The sequence below is a fragment of the Pseudomonas sp. CP-1 genome, assembly GCF_021213715.1.
In the GTDB taxonomy this organism is placed as follows: Bacteria; Pseudomonadota; Gammaproteobacteria; order Pseudomonadales; family Pseudomonadaceae; genus Pseudomonas; species Pseudomonas aeruginosa.
This window is the reverse complement of sequence record NZ_JAJQKY010000003.1, coordinates 91,617-105,658: the sequence shown is the minus strand read 5'-3', so window position 1 is coordinate 105,658 and position 14,042 is coordinate 91,617. Positions and strand designations below refer to the sequence as shown.

Below are 14,042 nucleotides of genomic sequence, written 5' to 3'. Positions count from 1 at the left end.
CCAGATAACGCCGTTGGCGTTATCCGCCCTACCGGGTCGGCGTCCTGTCGCCGGGGGGCAGGGGCCGCCTCAGGCCCCCAGCAGGCTCTGCCCGCACACCCTCAGCACCTGGCCGCTGACCGCGCCGGACGACGGCTGGGCGAACCAGGCCACCGTTTCGGCGACGTCCTGCGGCAGGCCGCCCTGGCTCATGGAGTTCATCCGCCGGCCGGCCTCGCGGATGGTCAGCGGAATGGCGGCGGTCATCTGCGTCTCGATGAAGCCCGGCGCCACCGCGTTGATGGTGATGCCGCGCTTGCCCAGCGCCGGCGCCCAGGCCTGGGCCAGGCCGATCAGGCCGGCCTTGCTCACCGCGTAGTTGCTCTGCCCGAGGTTGCCGGCGATGCCGCTGATCGACGCCAGCAACACCACCCGGCCGTTGTCATGCAGCTTGCCGCCGTCGAGCAGGGCCTGGGTCAGTACCTGCGGGGCATTGAGGTTGACGTTGATCACCGAGTTCCAGAAGTCGCTGCTCATCTTCGCCAGGGTCTTGTCGCGAGTGATCCCGGCGTTGTGCACGACGATATCGACGCCCTCAGGCAGCGCGTCCACCAGTTGCTGCCCGGCGTCCGCGGCGCAGATGTCGAGAGCCACGGCACGGCCGCCGAGGCGCGCGGCGAGGCCTTCGAGGGCCTCCCTGGCCGGCGGCACGTCGAGCAGCACCACTTCCGCGCCGTCGCGCGCCAGGGTTTCCGCGATGGCCGCGCCAATGCCGCGGGCGGCGCCGGTGACCAGCGCGCGCTGGCCGGCCAGCGGCTTGCTCCAGTCGTGGACCTGGGCGCTGTTGGCGGCAAGACGGATCACCTGGCCGGAGACGTAGGCGCTCTTCGGCGAGAGGAAGAAGCGCAGTGCGCCTTCCAGTTGGTCCTCGGCGCCCTTGCCGACGTACAGCAACTGCACGTTGCCGCCGCGACGGATTTCCTTGCCCAGGGAGCGGGTGAAACCTTCCAGGCTGCGTTGCACGCTGGCGGCGACCGGGTCCTTGAGAGACTCGGGGGGGCGTCCGAGGACCACCACCTTCGGGCATGTGTCGAGGCCCTTGAGCACCGGCTGGAAGAAGTCGCGCAGCGCCACCAACTGCTCGAAGCGGGTCAGGCCGCTGGCGTCGAACAGCACCGCCTTGGCCCGCGGGCTGTGTTCGGCGGTCCAGCGCGGCAGCTCGAACTGTCCCTCGACGGCGGCGAACACCGCGTCGGTCAGCTTGCCGGCGAAGGGCAGCACGGCCTCGGCCAGCGCGCCGCTCCCGCCGATCACCAGCGGGCCGTCCACCGGCCGCACCCGGCCGGCCTGCCAGCGCTCCAGGCGCAGCGGGGAGGGAAGGCCGACGGCGCCAACCAGGCGGCGGCCGACGGGGGAGTTGGCGAAGGCGATGTAACGATCGGTCATGGAACGGGCTCCCGGTGGAAAGGCTCCAAGGCTGAAGGTGGATTCCGCCGGCCAACGATGCCGAGGGAACGCGGGTAACAGTGTGGACAACTCTACGCAGCCACCTGTTCGCCGCAATTGACCGCGCTGACCGGGATAACGGCAGGGCGGCCAATGCGACGCGACCGGCTAAGGTTAGCCTGTGCGCCACTGACCGCTCAGTTAACGGGTCGAGCCTCGGCTCGGCGTAAACGATTCCAGCAAGGAGTTCTTCCATGACCCAGCTGCGCCGGGTCGCCATTGTCGGCGGCAACCGTATTCCCTTCGCCCGCTCGAACACCGTGTACGCCACGGCGAGCAACCAGGAGATGCTCACTTCCGCCCTGGAAGGCCTGGTGGAGCGCTACAACCTGCATGGCGAGCGCCTTGGCGAGGTGGTGGCCGGCGCCGTGCTGAAGCATTCGCGCGACTTCAACCTGACCCGCGAATGCGTGCTCGGTTCGCGCCTGGCCCCGGAAACCCCGGCCTACGATATCCAGCAGGCCTGCGGTACCGGCCTGGAGGCGGCGATCCTGGTGGCCAACAAGATCGCCCTCGGGCAGATCGACAGCGGCATCGCCGGCGGCGTCGACACCACTTCCGACGCGCCGATCGGGGTCAACGAGGGTCTGCGCAAGATTCTCCTCGAGGCCAACCGTGGCAAGAGCAACCTGGACAAGCTCAAGAGCCTGCTGAAGATCCGCCCGCGCCACGTGGTCCCGGCCATCCCGCGCAATGGCGAGCCGCGCACCGGGCTATCGATGGGGGAGTCCTGCGAACTGATGGCGCAGACCTGGCAGATTCCCCGCGACGAGCAGGACAGGCTGGCCTTCGAGAGCCACCACAAGCTGGCCGCGGCCTATGAGGAGGGCTGGCAGAACGACCTGATGACGCCGTTCCGCGGCCTGACCCGCGACCAGAACCTGCGCCCGGATATCGACCTGGAGAAGATCGGCACCCTCAAGCCGGTGTTCGAGCGCGGCTCGCGCGGCACCCTCACGGCGGCCAACTCGACGCCGCTGACCGACGGCGCCTCGGTGGTACTGCTGGCCAGCGAGGAGTGGGCGAAGGCGCGCGGCCTGCCGATCCTGGCCTATTTCAAGGACGGCGAGGCGGCGGCGGTGAACTTCGTCGATCGCCAGGAGGGCCTGCTGATGGCGCCGGTCTACGCGGTGCCGCGGCTGCTGGCACGCAACGGCCTGAGCCTGCAGGACTTCGACTACTACGAGATCCACGAGGCCTTCGCCGCCCAGGTGCTCTGCACCCTGAAGGCCTGGGAAGACCCCGACTACTGCAAGACCCGTCTCGGCCTCGACCAGCCGCTGGGCTCCATCGACCGCAGCAAGCTCAACGTCAAGGGCAGCTCGCTGGCCGCCGGCCACCCGTTCGCCGCCACGGGAGGACGGATCGTCGCCAACCTGGCCAAGCTGCTCTCGGTGGCGGAGCAGGGACGCGGGCTGATTTCCATCTGCGCCGCCGGTGGGCAGGGTGTGACCGCGATCATCGAGCGGTAATCCAATAGGGCGAGCGGCCTTGTCGCTCGACGATGTAAGCAACTCCGTGACTTGGGCGGTGCCGTGCGAACGGGACCGCCTTTTTTTTGCCGGTGCCCTACGGTTCGGGTTCGTGGCGGCGCTGGAGACAGCGAATTCGACGCTTGTACGGAGAATCCCCTCTCTCTTCAGGGAGAGAGTTGGGGTGAGGGCGGCTCCGCTATCGGCCGGGAGTGCCGCTGCGGCGGATAACGCCGTTGGCGTTATGCGCCCTACGGTTCGGTTCGGGTTCGTGGCGGCGAAGGGCTCACGCCGCACATCCGCCATTGCCGTCCTGCCCCCGCAGGCTTGCCGGCTGGCGGTCGGCGAAGGGGGTGGAGAGGATCATCGAGGTCTTGCTGATGCCGAACTTCATCAGCCGGTCGATCAGGTCCTGCAGCTCCGGCATCGAAGCCACGGCGGCCTTCATCAGCACGCAGGCGTCGCCGGTGATCCGGTGGCAGAGGGTCAGTTGGGGGATCCGGGCCAGTTCGTCGAGCACCGACTGGCAATCCTTCTCGGTGATCCGCAGTTCGATCACGCACTCGATGGGCAGGCCGAGCTTGGCCAGGTTCACCGAGGCGTGGTAGCCGGTGATCACCCCTTCGGCCTCCAGCTTGGCCACCCGGTCGGCCACCGCCGGGGGCGACAGGTTGATGCGCCGGGCCAGTTCGGCGAAGGTCAGGCGGCCGTTGTCGATCAGGGCGGCGAGGAGCGCACGGTCGTATTTGTCCATGATGGGTCCCGGTTGTCGAATCGACGGAAAGCATGGCCGATTTCCATGGAAAGAAAAGTGTTACGTCCCGATAACCAGCGGCTGTGCCTTAACCGGCGGGTGGCGACCTCATAAAATGAAGTCTTTCTCCCGCCTGCCCTGTCGAGTGCTTTCCATGCCTGCCCGTCGCATTCCGCTGTTGCTTTTCGGTGCGTTCTTCGCCCTGTACTTCATCTGGGGCTCCACTTACCTGGCGATCCGCTTCGGCGTCGAGTCCTGGCCACCGATGCTGATGGCCGGGGTGCGCTTCGTCATCGCCGGCGGCCTGATGTTCGCCTGGTTGCGCTGGCGCGGCGCGCCGCTGCCGACCTGGCGCGAGTGGCGCGGCGCGGGGATTGTCGGAATCCTCCTGCTCAGTTGCGGCAACGGCGGGGTGACGGTGGCCGAGCACTGGGGCGTGTCTTCCGGGGTGGCGGCCCTCGCGGTGGCTACGGTGCCGCTGTTCACCCTGCTGTTCAGCCAGTTGTTCGGCCAGCGCAACACCACCCTGGAATGGGGCGGCATCGTGCTCGGGCTGTTCGGCATCGTCCTGCTCAACCTCGGTTCGAACCTCCAGGCCAGCCCTGCCGGCGCCGGCCTGATCCTGTTCGCCGCCGCGTCCTGGGCCTTCGGCTCGGTGTGGAGCCGGCGCCTGTCGCTGCCGGCCGGACCGATGGCCAGCGCCGCGGAAATGCTGGTCGGCGGCGCGGTGCTGCTGGTCGGCAGTCTGGCCAGCGGCGAGCGCCTGGAGCATTGGCCGAGCACCAGCGGCTGGCTGGCGCTGGTGTACCTGGTCCTGTTCGGCTCGATCATCGCCTTCAGCGCCTACCAGTACCTGCTGCGCAACGTGCGGCCGGCGGCGGCCACCAGCTATGCCTACGTCAATCCGGCGGTGGCGGTGTTGCTCGGCACCCTGTTCGCCGGCGAGCGGATCGGCGGTATCGAGGGGCTGGCGATGCTGGTGATCATCAGCGCCGTGGTGCTCATCGGCCTGCCCCAGTGGCGCGCCAGCCGCGCCGCCGCCTGATGCCTTAAGCGATCCCTAAGGCGGGCTGCGCCATGCTGCGGCGCAGCGCCCGGATGGGCCGGGCTGACGGGGGTACGAAGATGAAAGCGCTGGTCATCGGTGTGGTCCTGGTGTTCCTTGGCGGTTGCGCCAGTCACGTGAGCCCCGGCGGCAAGGCCATCGAGTCGCCGATCAAGGAGTATTTCGGCCAGGACCCCATCGAGCGCCGGGCCTTCGGCGAGAGCGAGAACGGCGCCGAGGCCGAGGATTCGCCACTGCGTTTCCGCCTGACGCCCTGAACGGTCGCCCCGGGCGCCTGACCGGGCGTGCAGAAGTCGTCTCCAGCGTCTTCAATACGGAGTGACGGTCGCCGCCAGGCGGCCCCGTAGCGAAGGCCGGAGGGGCGATGGAGAGCATGCTGGACAGGCCCGAGCAGGAACTCGTGCTGGTGGTGGACGACACCCCGGACAACCTGCTGCTGATGCGCGAGCTGCTCGAGGAGCAGTACCGCGTGCGCACCGCCGGCAGCGGCCCGGCCGGGCTGCGGGCGGCCGTCGAAGAGCCGCGCCCGGACCTGATCCTGCTCGACGTGAACATGCCGGGCATGGACGGCTACGAGGTCTGCCGACGGCTCAAGGCCGATCCGCTGACCCGCGACATCCCGTTGATGTTTCTCACTGCCCGCGCCGATCGCGACGACGAGCAACAGGGCCTGGCCCTGGGCGCGGTGGATTACCTGGGCAAGCCGGTGAGCCCGCCGATCGTCCTGGCGCGGGTGCGCACCCACCTGCAACTGAAGGCCAATGCCGATTTCCTGCGCGACAAGAGCGAATACCTGGAACTCGAAGTGCGCCGTCGCACGCGCCAACTGCAACAGTTGCAGGACGCCGTCATCGAAGCCCTGGCGACCCTTGGCGATCTTCGCGACAACCCGCGTAGCCGCCATCTTCCGCGTATCGAGCGCTATGTCAGGCTGCTCGCCGAGCACCTGGCGGCGCAGCGGGCGTTCGCCGACGAGCTGACTCCGGAGGCTGTCGACCTGCTGAGCAAGTCGGCGCTGTTGCATGACATCGGCAAGGTCGCGGTGCCCGACCGGGTCCTGCTCAACCCCGGGCAACTGGACGCCGCCGACACCGCCCTGCTACAGGGCCATACCCGCGCCGGGCGCGACGCCCTGGCCAGCGCCGAGCGGCGGCTCGGCCAGCCTTCCGGGTTCCTCCGCTTCGCCCGGCAGATCGCCTACAGCCATCACGAACGCTGGGATGGCCGGGGCTTTCCGGAGGGCCTGGCGGGCGAGCGGATTCCCCTGGCGGCGCGGATCGTCGCCCTGGCCGACCGCTATGATGAACTGACCAGCCGGCACGCCTACCGGCCGCCGCTGGCACACGCCGAGGCGGTGCTGTTGATCCAGGCCGGCGCCGACAGTGAATTCGACCCACGGCTGGTGGAGGCCTTCGTCGCCGTGGCCGACGCTTTCGCCGAGGTTGCCCAGCGCTACGCCGACAGCGCCGAGGCGCTGGACGTGGAGATGCAGCGGCTGGAACAGGCGGTGGCGGAAAGCATCGAACTCACCGCGCCACCGGCCTAGTACGCCGATCGGTGCGCAGTCCGGCGGAAAGCCGGCGCGTCCGGCTGTGCTCGGCACGGCGTTTGCCGTATAACGTCAGACCCTTTGCCTTCCACATTGGCCCCGAGGAACCGCGTAGCACCGATGAAGACACCCAGACGCCTGGAACCGTTGATCGAAGACGGTCTGATCGACGAGGTCGTGCGCCCGCTGATGAGCGGCAAGGAAGCCTCGGTCTATGTGGTGCGTTGCGGCGACAGCCTGCGTTGCGCCAAGGTCTACAAGGAGGCCAACAAGCGCAGCTTCCGCCAGGCCGCCGAGTACCAGGAGGGCCGCAAGGTCCGCAACAGCCGCCAGGCGCGGGCCATGGCCAAGGGCTCGAAGTATGGCCGCCGCGAACAGGAGGAAGCCTGGCAGAATGCCGAAGTGTCGGCCCTGTTCCGTCTCGCCGGGGCCGGTGTGCGGGTGCCGAAGCCCTATGATTTCCTCGATGGCGTGTTGCTGATGGAACTGGTGGCGGACGCCGACGGCGATGCTGCGCCGCGTCTCAACGACGTGACGCTGGAGCCCGACGAGGCACGGCGCCACCACGCTTTCCTGATCCGCCAGATCGTTGCCATGCTCTGCGCCGGCCTGGTGCACGGCGACCTCTCCGAGTTCAACGTCCTGCTCGGTCCGGATGGCCCGGTGATCATCGACTTGCCGCAGGCGGTCGACGCGGCCGGCAACAACCATGCGTTCAGCATGCTCGAACGCGACGTCGGCAACATGGCCGCCTACTTCGGCCGCTTCGCCCCGGAACTCAGGCAGACCCGCTATGCCAAGGAAATGTGGGCGCTCTACGAAGCCGGCGAGCTGACAGCGGAAACCCCGCTCAGCGGCACCTTCGTCGAAGCCGAAGAGGCCGCCGACGTGCGCGCGGTGCTCCGCGAGATCGAGGCCGCGCAGCGCGAGGAGGCGCGTCGCCAGGCGCTGCGCCAGGCCGACGACGCGCCGCGTGGCGAGCGCGAGGAACCGCCGCCGCCCTGGTTGCAGTGAGCGGCTGGCGGATGTTTTTTCCCGCCAACTGTATCGCGACCCTTGCGCACGCAACTGCTAGCGTGGCCTGAAGTTTTCCGGAGGCCGCCATGCCTGTTGCACATATCCTGCTCGCCCTGCTGGTGACCCTGATCTGGGGTCTGAACTTCGTCGTGATCAAGGTCGGCCTCGGCGACTTCCCGCCGCTGTTGTTCTGCGCCCTGCGCTTCGCCCTGGCGGCGCTGCCGCTGCTGGTCCTGCGCGGGCCGATGCCGGCGCCGTTCGGACGCATCCTGCTGATCGGCGTGCTCCTCGGGGTGGTCAAGTTCGGCCTGCTGTTCGTCGGCATGGCCCAGGGCATGCCGGCCGGGCTGTCGTCGCTGGTGCTGCAGAGCCAGGTATTCTTCACCATCCTCATCGCCGCCCTGTGGCTGGGCGAGCGGCCGTCGCCGCGCGGGTTGTTCGGCCTCCTGCTGGCGGCGGCGGGGCTGGTCCTGATCGGCCTGGAGCGGCCGCTGGGAGACAGCCTGCTGGCATTCCTGCTGGTGGTTGCCGCGGCGCTGGCCTGGTCCTTCGCCAACATCGCCACCAAGCGTTCCGGGGCCACCGACATGCTGCGCCTGATCTGCTGGGTCAGCCTGGTCCCGCCTTTGCCGCTGCTGGCGCTTTCCTATCTATTCGAAGGTCCGCACGCCATCGAGCGCGCCGTGCTGAACATGAGCTGGGGCGGCTTCGGCGCGCTGCTCTACATCGCCTTCGGCGCGACCACGGTGGGCTTCGCCATCTGGAGTTTCCTCCTGCGCCACTACCCGGCCAGCCTGGTGACGCCGTTCGCCCTGGCGGTGCCGGTGTCGGGCATGCTCGCCGGCTGGCTGCTGCTCGGCGAACGCCTCGACCTGGACAGCCTGCTGGCCTGCGCGCTGGTGTTCGTCGGGCTGGCCATCACCCTGTTGCCGGCCAGCCTGCTGCGACGCTTCGCCTGGCCGGTGCGGCGGGTGGGATGAAAACGGCGGAAGACATCCTCGCGCTGATCGCCGCCGATTCCTCGCGCCTGCATCTGCTCCGCGTGCTGCGCGAGGTCGGCCCGGAGGGCGCCTGGATCGGCGCCGGCTTCGTGCGCAACGCGGTATGGGACCATCTGCATGGCTACGGCGAAGCCACGCCGCTGGCGGACATCGACGTACTTCATTTCGCCCCGCGGGCCCTCGACCCGCAGGCCGACGCCGACTTCGAGGCCGCGTTGCGCCGTCGCTGCGAGGCGCCCTGGTCGGTGAAGAACCAGGCGCGCATGCACCTGCGCAACGGCGACCGGCCCTACCGGGATTGCGCCGATGCGCTGTGCCACTGGGCGGAAACGTGCACGGCGGTGGCGCTGCGACTCGTCGGCGAACGCCTGGAGCTACTGGCGCCGCTGGGCGTCGACGACCTGCTGGCGCTGAAGGTGCGGCCCACCGCGCATTTCGCCGGCAAGCCGGAGGTCTACCGGCGGCGCCTGCGGGAGAAGAACTGGACGGCGCGCTGGCCGCTGCTGGATATCAGTGGCAGCAGCCAGACGCCAGATCCTTGAGGATCGGGCAGTCGGGGCGGTGGTCGCCCTGGCAGTGCTCGACCAGGTCCTGCAGGGTGTCGCGCAGGGTGCTGAGTTCCTCGATCTTGCGGTTCAGCTCGCGCACGTGCTGCGCCGCCAGGGCCTTGACGTCGGCACTGGCGCGCTGGCGATCCTGCCAGAGGGTGAGCAGCTTGCCGACTTCGTCGAGGGAGAAACCGAGGTCCCGCGAACGGCGGATGAACGCCAGGGTATGCAGGTCGTTCTCGTTGTAGTGGCGGTAGCCGCTGGCGCTGCGTCCGGCCGGGCGGAGCAACTCGATGGACTCGTAGTAACGGATCATCTTCGGCGTCAGTCCGCTTTTCTTCGCCGCTTCACCGATATTCATCCGGGTCTCCTGGGAGGTTGCGAAGCCGCTAGCCTATCCCTTTCCCGGCCAATGCGCAGGCTATCAGATATGTGACCGCCCGCTGTCCGGACCTCTGGCCGGCGGCCGCGTCGCGTCCGGCTGGGTCTTCGGCAGGAACACCTGTACTTCCAGCCCTTTGCCCTCCAGTCCCTTGCCCAGGCCGATACTGCCGAAGTGCAGTTCGACGATGCGCTTGACGATCGGCAGGCCCAGGCCGCTGCCCTCGCCGCTGCTGGTGGCGGGGCTGCGGTAGAAGCGGGTGAAGATCGCCTGCTGCTCTTCCAGGGCGACCCCGGGGCCGTTGTCGCGCACCCGCAGCACGGCGTGCTGGGCGCGATTCTCGACGCGGATCTCGACCTGGCCCCCAGCCGGTGTGTAGCGCAGGGCGTTGCCCACCAGGTTGCCGACCATCGCCTTCAGCCACAGGTCGATGCCCATCACGTGCACGGTCTCCTGGTGCAACGACAGCTCGATGTCCTTGTCGATGGCCTGGCGCGCCAGTTCGGAGAGTACGTCTTCGGCCAGGGTGGCGAGGTTGACCGGGTGGAATTGCTCCAGCAGGGCGTCGCCGTCGAGGCGGGCGAGAAGCAGGATCTGCTCCATCAAGGTGCTGATCCGCTCGACGCTGCGACTGACTTGCAGCAGGCCGCGGGCGTGGGCCTTGGGGTCTTCCGAACGCAACGCGACCTGGGCATGGGTGCGCAGGCTGGCCAGCGGCGTGCGGATCTCATGGGCGGCGTCGCTGGTCAGTCGGCGTTCGGCCTCGAGGGCGGTGCGCAGGCGCTCCAGCAGGAGGTTGAGTTCGTCGATGAGGCCGCGGATCTCCAGCGGCACCGCCTCCACCGCGATCGGCTGCAGGTGTCGCGCGGAGCGCTGCTGGACCTCGGCCTGCACTTCGCGTAGCGGCGCCAGGCCGCGGGCAACGCCGAACCAGACCAGGCCGCCGAGCAACGGCAGCGCCAGCAGTAGCGGGAACAGCGAATAGAACAGCAGCAGGTTCATGGTGTGCTGGCGGTAGATCAGGTTTTCGCTGATCCAGATCTGGAAGCCGTCGATGTTCAGCTGGAGCACCCGCCAGTGGGTGCCCTGGGCTTCCACGGTGCTGAAGCCGGGGCCCTGGGCCGTGATCTCCGGCGGCAGGTTGAGGCTCGACAGCAGCGGCTGGCCGTCGCGCCACAGGGCGTAGCCGAGGGCGCTTTCGCGGCGCAGCAGGGGCAGGCCCTGGATCGCCTCGCGGCTGCGTTCGATGATCTCGGTGATCGAGCCGTCCTCGCTGGCCTGGTCTTCGGTGGCAAGGTCGAGCAGGCGCAGGGCGGCTTCGCCGAAGTCCACCATGTCGTCGTCGAACAGGCGGTTCACCTGCTTCAGCGAGAGGTGGTAGGTCAGCGCCGCCACGCTCAGCCAGCACAGCACGAAGCCGACCAGCAGGTTGATCAGCAGGCGCCGGCGGACGGAGGGGACGGCGGTACGCGGCATCGGAGGACTCCGGTAGGCGGTTTTCAAGGCGCCGGCTGGTCGATGCCGTAGCCGATGCCGCGGACGGTGCGGATCAACTGGTTGCCGAGCTTGCGCCGCAGGTGATGGACATGGACCTCGATGGCGTTGCTCTCGACGTCGCCGCTCCAGCCGTAGAGGCTCTGCTCCAGTTGGTTGCGCGAGAGCACCTTGCCGCTGTTCTCCAGCAGCAGGCGCAGCAGCGCGTATTCGCGCGGCGCCAGTTCCACCGCCTGGCCGGACAGTGTCACCTGGTGGGTCGCCGGGTCCAGGCGCAGCTCGCCGTGCACCAGTTGCGGCAGGGCGCGACCGGTGGTGCGGCGGGTCAGGGCGCGCACCCGTGCCTGCAGTTCGTCGAGATCGAAGGGCTTGGTCAGGTAGTCGTCGGCACCGCTGTCGAGCCCGGCGACCCGGTCGGCCACCTTGTCCCGCGCGGTGAGTAGCAGCACCGGGGTGAGCCGGCCCTGGTGGCGCAGGTTGCGCAGGATGTCCAGGCCGCTGCGGCGCGGCAGGCCGATGTCGAGCACCAGCAGGTCGAACTCGTCGGTGACCAGCGCGTTCTCCGCGGCCACGCCGTCGGTCACCCATTCCACGGTATCGCCTTCCAGGCGCAGCCCGGCGCGGATGCCGTCGCCGAGCAGCAGGTCGTCCTCGGCCAGCAGTATTCTCATGGCAGCCTCGTTTCAGTGATTCCACAATTCCCACAGGCTCAGGCCGGCCTCCAGCAGGAGGATGGCGACGATCAGCCATTCGACCCGCAGTTCGCCCCGGAAGTAACGGTATTCACCGAGGCGGTCGGCGGCCAGTTCGTAGAGGTCCTGCAGCACTTCGATGCGGTCGTCCAGGGTCGCCAGGCGATCGTGCACTTCGGCCTGCATGGCCAGTTCGTTGTAGAGCCGGCGCACCGCGCCGTTCAGTTGCAGCGGCGGCTTCTCCAGGTGCGACTCCAGGCGGACATAGGCCATGCGCCAGAGTGTAGTGCGTCGTACCTGCCGGTTCACATGTTCCTGGCGCCGCAGGGCGGCACGGCGCGGTAGCTGGGTCAGTTCGACATCGGCCTGGGCCGGCTCCCAGGCCGCCGCGGTGTCGTCTTCCAGGCGCCGCAGGTGACCTTCGTGCCAGGCGAAGACGGCCAGGCCTTCGAGCAGCTCCCGGCAGCGTTCGGGATTGCCGATGACCAGCGCGCGGCCGGGGCGCCACAGCACTCGCTCGCCGAACGAGGGTGCTTCCAGGGTCGGCTGGCGCTCGTCCTCGCCGGCGGCCATCCAGGCTTCCAGGCGCTGGCGCCAGGCGTGCCCGGTCTGTAGCCCGGCGTTGGCGAAGATCACCAGCAGCTCGTCGTCGACGGCGGTCTCCGGCAGTTCCGCGTCTTCGCTCAGCTCGATACGTTGCGCCAGGACGGCCAGCACCGGCTGCGGATCGCGCAGGGTGGCCAGCAGCGGCAGGCCGCCGCTGTCCGCGGCGGAGCGGAAGCGTACCCGGTGCAGCAGGCAGGGCGCGCCGTTGACGGCCAGCGGTACGCTGGCCAGGGGAGCGGCGGACATCTTCAGGTCCTCGCCAGGGCCGGCAATTGTGCCGGGCCGAACTCGATCTCCTCGATATCCGGCGGTGCGACGAAGGGTACGCCGTCTTCCAGTACCGGTCCCGGCTGGGCGAGCAGGAAGCGGGTTTCCCGGTCCATCACGAAGCAGGCCTTGAGGTAGTCGCCGTCGAGGTGGTCGAGCCACAGCGGGCCGAGCTTGCGTTCGATGCGTCGGTCGATGTCCTCGGCCTGCCAGTGGTTCGCGTCGAGCCAGTCGGAAGCCAGCAGGAAGCCCCAGGAGGAGAGGAACGAGGGCACCGTGGCGCGGTAGCTGTGGACCTGGGAGAAGACACTGCGCAGGGTACGGGCGAGGGCCGCGTGGGGCTTGTCGTCGCTGTGCGAGAACTCCAGGCCCTGCACCGCGATCACCCCGCCCGGACGCAGCCGCGAGTGCAGCAGTTCGTAGAACTGGCGGGTATAGAGAGCCTGGGCCGGGCCGTTGTCGAGCATGTCGACGACATCGATGATGACCACGTCGTAGAGCGACGGGTCGCGCTCGAGATAGGCCCGGCCGTCCTCGGCGAGCAGTTCGCAGCGCGGGTCGTCGAAGGCGCCCTGGTGCCACTGGAACAGGTGCTCACGGCACAGTTCCACCAGCTCCCGGTCGAGATCGACCATCACCGCCCGCCGCACGCTGGCATGGGACAGCACCTCGCGCAGGGTGGCGCCTTCGCCGCCGCCGATGATCAGTACGTCGCGCGGCTCGTCGTGGGCGAGCATGGCCGGCTGCACCAGCAGCTCGTGGTACAGCGACTCATCGCTCTCGGCGCTCTGGATCGCGCCGTCGAGCATCAGCACGCGGTCGTAGTTGTAGGTGTCGGCGATCAGCACGTTCTGCCAGCGCGTGCGGCCCTGGTAGAGCACCCGGCGCAGGCGGTAGACGTACTGGTCGAAGGGGTCGCTGTCCTCGATCGCGGTGATCGCGCCGTCGCCTTCCAGCAGCGGGTCCGGCGGATAGAAATAGAAGTGGTTCGGCGGCAGCGGCGGCAGCCCGGCGGCGACCTCCGCCGGCACCAGGCCGGTGAGGTCGACGGCGTAACGGGCCTGGCTCAGGTCGGGAGCCAGCGGGGCGCGTTCGATCGGCGTATCCATCAGGCCACCCCCGTGCCCTGGCCCAGCGCCCAGCGCAGGGTCGGGCTGTCTTCGTCGACCGGGCCATTGCCGGCCAGGCTGCGGCTGAGCAGCCCCAGGCGATGGCCGCCGAGGCCGCGGTCCATGCTCGAGATCAGGTGCCGACGGCTGCCCAGGCGTTCGCTGAGCACGCGCACGGCCTGGGCGCCATCGAGCACGTCGCCGCAGGTGAACACGTCGACCGCGGCATAGCCGTACTCCGGCCAGGTATGGATCGCCAGGTGCGATTCGGCGATCACCACCACGCCGGAGATGCCGATCGGGCTGAACTTGTGGAACGCCGAGGTGATGATGGTGGCGTTGGCCTGGCGGGCGGCCTCGAGCATGCTTTCCTCGATCCACTGGATATCGTCGAAGCGCTGGTCGACGCAGTCGAACAGCTCGATGACCAGTTGCTTGCCGAGCACGGTGATCGGATCGAGTCGCAACGGTTGAATTGCCATGAAGGCCTCCTGCTTCCGTTTCGGCGAGGGATGTCCTCGCGGTGGAAGGCACGATAGGCGCGGCTGACTTAAGAGGTGCTTAACGACGGATTTTTTGCCCGCCCCGGCGCGGGCCGAC

Annotated in this window: 15 protein-coding genes; 7 read left to right on the top strand and 8 right to left on the bottom strand. The window is 68.7% G+C overall.

What is annotated here, in order from left to right; translation table 11 throughout:
- Positions 1-69 precede the first annotated feature (69 nt).
- Positions 70-1,425 carry a 3-oxoacyl-ACP reductase gene (locus LT948_RS07440; protein ID WP_003161349.1) on the bottom strand — a complete coding sequence of 452 codons (1,356 nt, stop codon included), beginning with the start codon at positions 1,423-1,425 and terminating at the stop codon, positions 70-72.
- Between the two features lie 254 nt (positions 1,426-1,679).
- Between LT948_RS07440 and LT948_RS07435 the strand changes: the two genes are divergently transcribed.
- Positions 1,680-2,957 carry an acetyl-CoA C-acetyltransferase gene (locus tag LT948_RS07435; RefSeq protein WP_023092644.1) on the top strand — a complete coding sequence of 426 codons (1,278 nt, stop codon included), beginning with the start codon at positions 1,680-1,682 and terminating at the stop codon, positions 2,955-2,957.
- 286 nt (positions 2,958-3,243) lie between these two features.
- Here LT948_RS07435 and LT948_RS07430 read toward each other — a convergent pair whose 3' ends face one another.
- Positions 3,244-3,711, bottom strand: a complete 468-nt coding sequence (locus LT948_RS07430) for an Lrp/AsnC family transcriptional regulator (RefSeq protein ID WP_003095262.1) — start codon at positions 3,709-3,711, stop codon at positions 3,244-3,246.
- Positions 3,712-3,865: 154 nt separating this feature from the next.
- Here LT948_RS07430 and yedA point away from each other — a divergent pair, with 154 nt between their 5' ends.
- The 6 genes from yedA to LT948_RS07400 all read left to right on the top strand — a co-directional run bounded on the left by yedA (position 3,866) and on the right by LT948_RS07400 (position 8,886).
- Positions 3,866-4,756, top strand: a complete 891-nt coding sequence (gene yedA, locus LT948_RS07425) for a drug/metabolite exporter YedA (protein ID WP_033995261.1) — start codon at positions 3,866-3,868, stop codon at positions 4,754-4,756.
- A 32-nt stretch (positions 4,757-4,788) separates the two neighbouring features.
- Positions 4,789-5,034: a hypothetical protein gene (locus LT948_RS07420; RefSeq protein WP_003102243.1), complete on the top strand. Its 246-nt coding sequence runs from the start codon at positions 4,789-4,791 to the stop codon at positions 5,032-5,034.
- 107 nt (positions 5,035-5,141) lie between these two features.
- Complete coding sequence (locus tag LT948_RS07415) at positions 5,142-6,323, top strand: cyclic di-GMP phosphodiesterase (protein ID WP_003095256.1); 1,182 nt, start codon at positions 5,142-5,144, stop codon at positions 6,321-6,323.
- A gap of 123 nt (positions 6,324-6,446) precedes the next feature.
- Positions 6,447-7,340, top strand: a complete 894-nt coding sequence (locus LT948_RS07410; RefSeq protein WP_023087844.1) for a PA4780 family RIO1-like protein kinase — start codon at positions 6,447-6,449, stop codon at positions 7,338-7,340.
- Positions 7,341-7,429: 89 nt separating this feature from the next.
- Positions 7,430-8,323, top strand: coding sequence for an EamA family transporter (locus LT948_RS07405; protein WP_003135252.1), 894 nt, complete (start codon positions 7,430-7,432; stop codon positions 8,321-8,323).
- Entirely contained in the window at positions 8,320-8,886 is a 567-nt protein-coding gene (locus LT948_RS07400; protein ID WP_003111297.1) for a nucleotidyltransferase family protein, read from the top strand. Before LT948_RS07405 ends, LT948_RS07400 begins: the two co-directional genes overlap by 4 nt.
- Here LT948_RS07400 and cueR read toward each other — a convergent pair.
- From cueR to speD, 6 genes are all read right to left on the bottom strand, one after another.
- Complete coding sequence (gene cueR, locus LT948_RS07395; RefSeq protein ID WP_003095248.1) at positions 8,855-9,253, bottom strand: Cu(I)-responsive transcriptional regulator; 399 nt, start codon at positions 9,251-9,253, stop codon at positions 8,855-8,857. The genes LT948_RS07400 and cueR overlap by 32 nt on opposite strands.
- Before the next feature lie 63 nt (positions 9,254-9,316).
- Positions 9,317-10,750 (bottom strand): two-component system sensor histidine kinase PmrB, encoded by a 1,434-nt coding sequence (gene pmrB, locus LT948_RS07390; protein WP_003111296.1) that lies wholly within the window; start codon positions 10,748-10,750, stop codon positions 9,317-9,319.
- A gap of 23 nt (positions 10,751-10,773) precedes the next feature.
- A complete protein-coding gene (gene pmrA / locus LT948_RS07385) occupies positions 10,774-11,439 on the bottom strand; it encodes a two-component system response regulator PrmA (RefSeq protein ID WP_003095244.1) in 666 nt (221 codons plus the stop codon).
- Between the two features lie 12 nt (positions 11,440-11,451).
- On the bottom strand, positions 11,452-12,312 hold the full coding sequence (locus LT948_RS07380; RefSeq protein ID WP_009314262.1) for a hypothetical protein: 861 nt from the start codon (positions 12,310-12,312) through the stop codon (positions 11,452-11,454).
- Positions 12,313-12,314: 2 nt separating this feature from the next.
- Complete coding sequence (locus tag LT948_RS07375) at positions 12,315-13,442, bottom strand: fused MFS/spermidine synthase (RefSeq protein WP_009314260.1); 1,128 nt, start codon at positions 13,440-13,442, stop codon at positions 12,315-12,317.
- Positions 13,442-13,924, bottom strand: coding sequence for an adenosylmethionine decarboxylase (gene speD, locus LT948_RS07370; RefSeq protein ID WP_003095236.1), 483 nt, complete (start codon positions 13,922-13,924; stop codon positions 13,442-13,444). Before speD ends, LT948_RS07375 begins: the two co-directional genes overlap by 1 nt.
- Positions 13,925-14,042 lie beyond the last annotated feature (118 nt).

Excerpts from the sequence above, each read along its gene's own strand:
- LT948_RS07440 (WP_003161349.1), bottom strand. The coding sequence starts at position 1,425 with ATGACCGATCGTTACATCGCCTTCGCCAACTCCCCCGTCGGCCGCCGC.
- LT948_RS07435 (WP_023092644.1), top strand. The coding sequence starts at position 1,680 with ATGACCCAGCTGCGCCGGGTCGCCATTGTCGGCGGCAACCGTATTCCC.
- LT948_RS07430 (WP_003095262.1), bottom strand. The coding sequence starts at position 3,711 with ATGGACAAATACGACCGTGCGCTCCTCGCCGCCCTGATCGACAACGGC.
- yedA (WP_033995261.1), top strand. The coding sequence starts at position 3,866 with ATGCCTGCCCGTCGCATTCCGCTGTTGCTTTTCGGTGCGTTCTTCGCC.
- LT948_RS07420 (WP_003102243.1), top strand. The coding sequence starts at position 4,789 with ATGCTGCGGCGCAGCGCCCGGATGGGCCGGGCTGACGGGGGTACGAAG.
- LT948_RS07415 (WP_003095256.1), top strand. The coding sequence starts at position 5,142 with ATGGAGAGCATGCTGGACAGGCCCGAGCAGGAACTCGTGCTGGTGGTG.
- LT948_RS07410 (WP_023087844.1), top strand. The coding sequence starts at position 6,447 with ATGAAGACACCCAGACGCCTGGAACCGTTGATCGAAGACGGTCTGATC.
- LT948_RS07405 (WP_003135252.1), top strand. The coding sequence starts at position 7,430 with ATGCCTGTTGCACATATCCTGCTCGCCCTGCTGGTGACCCTGATCTGG.
- LT948_RS07400 (WP_003111297.1), top strand. The coding sequence starts at position 8,320 with ATGAAAACGGCGGAAGACATCCTCGCGCTGATCGCCGCCGATTCCTCG.
- cueR (WP_003095248.1), bottom strand. The coding sequence starts at position 9,253 with ATGAATATCGGTGAAGCGGCGAAGAAAAGCGGACTGACGCCGAAGATG.
- pmrB (WP_003111296.1), bottom strand. The coding sequence starts at position 10,750 with ATGCCGCGTACCGCCGTCCCCTCCGTCCGCCGGCGCCTGCTGATCAAC.
- pmrA (WP_003095244.1), bottom strand. The coding sequence starts at position 11,439 with ATGAGAATACTGCTGGCCGAGGACGACCTGCTGCTCGGCGACGGCATC.
- LT948_RS07380 (WP_009314262.1), bottom strand. The coding sequence starts at position 12,312 with ATGTCCGCCGCTCCCCTGGCCAGCGTACCGCTGGCCGTCAACGGCGCG.
- LT948_RS07375 (WP_009314260.1), bottom strand. The coding sequence starts at position 13,442 with ATGGATACGCCGATCGAACGCGCCCCGCTGGCTCCCGACCTGAGCCAG.
- speD (WP_003095236.1), bottom strand. The coding sequence starts at position 13,924 with ATGGCAATTCAACCGTTGCGACTCGATCCGATCACCGTGCTCGGCAAG.